Annotated in this window: 6 protein-coding genes and 1 pseudogene; all 7 read right to left on the bottom strand. The window is 61.6% G+C overall.

What is annotated here, in order from left to right:
* Positions 1-509: pseudogene (locus GV368_RS11455) on the bottom strand (IS481 family transposase); the annotation flags it as partial.
* The gene (locus GV368_RS10815; RefSeq protein WP_169116527.1) at positions 506-1,132 is read right to left on the bottom strand and encodes a class I SAM-dependent methyltransferase; all 627 of its coding nucleotides are present in this window, start codon (positions 1,130-1,132) and stop codon (positions 506-508) included. The pseudogene GV368_RS11455 and the gene GV368_RS10815, both read right to left, overlap by 4 nt.
* On the bottom strand, positions 1,125-2,414 hold the full coding sequence (locus tag GV368_RS10810) for a lipopolysaccharide biosynthesis protein (RefSeq protein ID WP_169116526.1): 1,290 nt from the start codon (positions 2,412-2,414) through the stop codon (positions 1,125-1,127). The genes GV368_RS10815 and GV368_RS10810 overlap by 8 nt, the downstream gene beginning before the upstream one ends.
* A gap of 111 nt (positions 2,415-2,525) precedes the next feature.
* A complete protein-coding gene (locus GV368_RS10805) occupies positions 2,526-2,819 on the bottom strand; it encodes a hypothetical protein (RefSeq protein ID WP_169116525.1) in 294 nt (97 codons plus the stop codon).
* 311 nt (positions 2,820-3,130) lie between these two features.
* Positions 3,131-3,409, bottom strand: coding sequence for a type II toxin-antitoxin system RelE/ParE family toxin (locus tag GV368_RS10800; RefSeq protein WP_142803578.1), 279 nt, complete (start codon positions 3,407-3,409; stop codon positions 3,131-3,133).
* Positions 3,406-3,639: a TA system antitoxin ParD family protein gene (locus GV368_RS10795; protein ID WP_028874509.1), complete on the bottom strand. Its 234-nt coding sequence runs from the start codon at positions 3,637-3,639 to the stop codon at positions 3,406-3,408. Before GV368_RS10795 ends, GV368_RS10800 begins: the two co-directional genes overlap by 4 nt.
* 127 nt (positions 3,640-3,766) lie before the next feature.
* Positions 3,767-4,683, bottom strand: a 917-nt coding sequence (locus tag GV368_RS10790) for a nucleotide sugar dehydrogenase (protein ID WP_169116524.1), incomplete at its 5' end; no start/stop codon positions are given.

Here is a 4,683-nt window from a genome sequence, read left to right as displayed (position 1 = left end):
GCCACGAACACCCAGCGCGTCGCCCGGTCGATCGCCACGAAAAGGTAGCGGCGTTTGTCCTCATCGGGCATCTGCGGCAGGTACTTCACGTCCAGATGTACGAACCCCGGCTCGTAGGACTTGAAGGGCTTGTGCCCGGGCTTTTCCGCTTTGGGCTGCATTGCCTTGAGCGAACCGAGTCCGTGACGGCGCAGGCAGCGATCCAGGCCAGATCGAGAGACGTTCGGCGTGATCAATTCGCGCACCACCGCCAGCAAATCGTCCAGAGGCAAGCGCAGGGTCTTGCGCAGCTCCACCACGACCGCCTCCTGGAACGGGGTCAGGTTCGTCTGCAGGCGATGCGCCGTGTGCGGACGATCTTCGACGTCGGTGCGCCTCGATCAGCGTCGAATGGTGTCTTCCGACACCCCCAGTTCCCGGGCAAGACGGCGCACCGGCAGGTTCGAGCGTTGGATGTAGCGCCGGGTCGCAGGGGTCGTGGTGGCGTTCTTGTGCAGTCGGACCATCATGACTGTTGCCTCCGTAGTTCCTCGATCAACTCGCGCATTGCCTCGCGACCCATGAATAATGCACGACGTCGCGGATCAATGCAATCGTCCGGGACCTGACAGAAATGCACGACATGGATGAAATCACAAAATAGATGATAACCTGCCAACCAAAATGACGCATTGGGCACTTTGAGGTCGAGGTATCTGCCCGGTTTGAGGACCCGGTAAAACTCGCGCAGCAAAGGAATGGTGTGCTCACGCGGGAGGTGTTCGAGCACATGGTGAAACAGGATCACGTCGAAGGTCTGATCCGCAACCTGCGCGAGATAGTCGCGAACATCGGCATTCACCAGCGCGATTTCATCAGGCAGGTTACGGCGGGCAAGAGCGATCAGTTGTTCGGATAGCTCGACGCCAACCAGGTTGTGGTAACCGCTCTCCCACAGCAAGCCGAGCAGATAACCGGTCGCGCAGCCTGCATCCAGGATGTGCGCCTCCTGGGGGATACGGTCAAGCCAACGTGGCAGGCGGTCGAGATGGAATGCTTTGACTTCCCGATAGGGCACCTGCCAACGGTCGGCACCGCTGTCCTTGTAGTGCCGCTCATGGTTTTTAAACAGGCTTGCAGAAGGATCAGGCATCTTGCAGTCTCTTTGATTTTGAAAAAACAAAAGCCGCGAGCAAGGCAATGAGCACCACTTCGACCAAATAAGACGCCGACACCGCGCCGGTTAACCCAAACGTTGGCACCAACCACAGATTGAGCAGGACGCCGACCATACCGCCCAGCAGATAAACCGCCGTCAAGGCCGACTGGCGCCGCTGTTGCGCCACGATGATGTTGAGGAGATTGCGCACGAGCTGCAAGGTTGGCAGCAGGGCCAGAAGCATGACGAGGTGTGCGGTGGCCTCGAATCCGGCACCCAGCAGGCGCGCAATCCAGGGCGCGAGCAGCACCAAGACGCAGCCTCCCAGTAAGGCCAGCGCAACCAAAACCGCGACAAGCCGCCACAGTTGCCGCGGTGAATGTCTGCCCGCATACAAACGCGGCCAGAGCGTTTCCTGCAGGGCTTGCAAGGGAAGGCTCGCGAGATCGACCGCCCGCTGTGCCACGCCGAAATGGCCTGCCTCGCCGTAACTCACCCGGGCGAGGAGCGGCTTGTTGAACTCGGCTTGCAGGCGAAACGACAGCGCGCCAATGGTGAACGGACAGCTCTCGCGGGCCATTGCCCAATCGCGCTTTGGTGGCCAACGCGGGGCATATTCGGTCGCAAGACGCCAGGCGATGAACAGGGCAAAAAAAACACTGGCAAGCGCATACGCCCACAAGCAGCCGGCCGGATCGGCCCGACCGAGCAGGGCGTACAGCAAGAGCCCTGCCAGACGGGCGAGGATCATCCCCGCCTGTAGAGCTCCGAAGACACCGATCCGATGCCGGGCCTGCTCGACGCGCACGGCAAGGTCGAGGAAAGAACTCGTACCGATTTCCGCCAAAGCAAAGGTTGCGAGGGCAGCGAGCGGTATGTGGGACGGCAGAGTCCAGGCAAGAATCGCCGTGGCACACAAAGAACAGACGAGTGCCGTCGGCCACCAGAGTACCAGCGCCATGCCCAGTTGTGAGGATAAATTTTCCGGTTGAGAAGCGCCGTCGCGCAGCAGCAAGCCGCCTAGCCCCAAACCGGCAACAGGCGAGAAAAAACCGCTCACCGCCATGACTGTGACAAACAAGCCGTAGCCCTCCGCCCCCAGCAGGCGGGCGAGCAACACGACCATCACCGCCTGCGCGGCCGCGCGCAGCAGCAGCCAGCCGAACAAGCCGCCACTGGCGCGCAAATAGCCGCCGGGGCGCCACGTCAGGAGGCGGTTCAGGGCATGGGCCAGGACGCCCTTGAGTTGCGATTTCGAGATGGCGGGATTTTCCACGGGGAATGTACTTCGCTCGCATCGTGTCGGCTATTCATGCCGATTGTAATGCGATTATGGGCAAGACGTTCCGATCACTGCCTGTTCGGTTTGATGCATACGGCAAATTGTTTATATGCGATGCCGAGATGAATCCCGTAAAAAAGGCGGCAGTTCCGTCGCCAGGAAATCGATCAACGACAGGCGATGCAGCTCGCGCGGACCAAAGGCGCGGATGCGTTCGAGCTGTTCGTCCGTGATCGCCGGCAGATGGTCATCCGGTGGAGGGGATTGGCGGCGGATGGCATCGAGCCGGGCACGAACCGCGCGGGCGCGTTCACGCACTGCCGGGGCAACATCGGGAATTTCAGACACATTTCCCTTCAGCGCAAAAATTTGCATGTTCGCGATTTCTCCTTTAGCCACGCACGGATCGCCCCGTTCCCATCTCGCGGCATTGCCGGTGCCTCAGATTGGGGCAGTTTTCCTTGAGGATGAGCCCGGGGATGAGAGCGCGGGCGCCTTCTCGACTTCTCGTTCCCATTGCTTGAATCGTTCGGCCAGTTGCATGGTCACTTCCCCCAAGTCGTAGGATTCGGGTACGTCGAGCTCGGGTTTGAGGTCCCGAAGCAGGTGCCCACGGCGCGAACTTCCTCGAGGCGACCGTGACCAGAATGAGGCTTTTCCTCGACGACGAGCAGCCCCGTGCGGGCGAGTCCTTCGACGTCGCGTTTGCCTTAGCGTTTCAAGTCGCGGTAGAAGTTCTCGTGGGGACCGACGGCTTCGAGATAGACCAAGCGAACGCCATCATCTCTGGTGTAGCCCAAGAGGTAGAGCTGACCGAGGCAGCGAAACTTGTAGACCCACAGATCCGAAAGGTCTCCTTTCTTCTTCTCGCCGATGTCGGGGTTTTGGGCCACGGTCTCGATGGCCGCATCGACTTCGGCCACCACGTTGTCGTGTAGCTTTTTGTAGATGCGAGCAAAGCGCCGAGTTTGCCGAACACTCCAGCTCATGCCTTGGCTGCTGAGCGGGGGACGAAGGCGGTACTGTCTTCGCGCGGTTCGGCCATGCTCATCAGGCTCTCGGCAATGAAGGATGCGGGCAGATCCGGGTTGTCGAGCGCGGCGCGACCTACTTTGGCCCAGAATTCCAGCTGGCCTTGGACGGTACGGAACTCGGCCTTGGCTGCAGCGCGTGCAGCGTTGACCAGGCGCTCATCGATACGCACAGACACCGTGCTCATCGCAATGCTCCATTGAATTTCAGGTTACCACAATTGTAGTCATGCGCTACGATGCGGTCAAGGGCGGACATCCGACGTCGCCAAGGTCGATTCTCGCCCAAGGGTCGAACCTGAATGGAAACGAGGTTCACAACCTGCCCTCCACCGCCTCCCTCGGGAGCACGTGTTTCACGTCATACACCACCCCGCTCGCCTTCAGCCACGCCCGGATCGCCCCTGCCCCCATCTCGCGGTATTGCCGGTGCGCCACGGCGAGCACGATGGCATCATAGGATGTGCACTGCGGCTCTGGCACCATTCGAAGCCCGTATTCCTGCCACGCCTCTTCCGGGTCGGCCCAGGGGTCGTGCACGTCGACCTGCATGCCGTAGTCCCGGAGCTCGGCGATGAGGTCGATCACGCGGGTGTTTCTCAGGTCGGGGCAGTTTTCCTTGAAGGTGAGCCCGAGGATGAGGGCGCGGGCGCCTTCGACGGGGCGGCGGCGCGTGATGAGGAGCTTGACCACGCGCCCGGCGACGTAGGCGCCCATGGCGTCGTTGAGCCGGCGTCCGGCGAGGATGATCTCGGGGTGGTGCCCGACCTCCTGCGCCTTGTGCGTGAGGTAGTAGGGGTCTACGCCGATGCAGTGCCCGCCTACGAGCCCGGGACGGAAGGGAAGGAAATTCCACTTGGTGCCGGCTGCCTCGAGCACGGCCTGGGTGTCGATGCCGAGCCGGTTGAAGAGGATGGCGAGTTCGTTGATCAGCGCGATGTTGACGTCGCGCTGGGTGTTTTCGATCACCTTGGCGGCTTCGGCCACGCGAATGCCGGGGGCTTTGTGCGTGCCGGCGGTGATGATTTCGCGGTAGAGGGCGTCGACCCGTTCGGCGGCCTCGGGCGTGGAGCCGGAGGTGACTTTCTTGATGGTGGGAAGGCGGTGCTCGGGGTCGCCGGGGTTGATGCGCTCGGGGCTGTAGCCGACGGTGAAGTCGCGGTTGAAGACGAGACCGGAGACACGCTCCAACACCGGCACGCAGTCTTCTTCGGTGCAGCCGGGATAGACGG

This window comes from Tepidiphilus baoligensis, assembly GCF_012911495.1.
Taxonomy (GTDB): Bacteria; Pseudomonadota; Gammaproteobacteria; order Burkholderiales; family Rhodocyclaceae; genus Tepidiphilus; species Tepidiphilus olei.
This window is presented reverse-complemented; position numbering and strand designations above follow the sequence as displayed.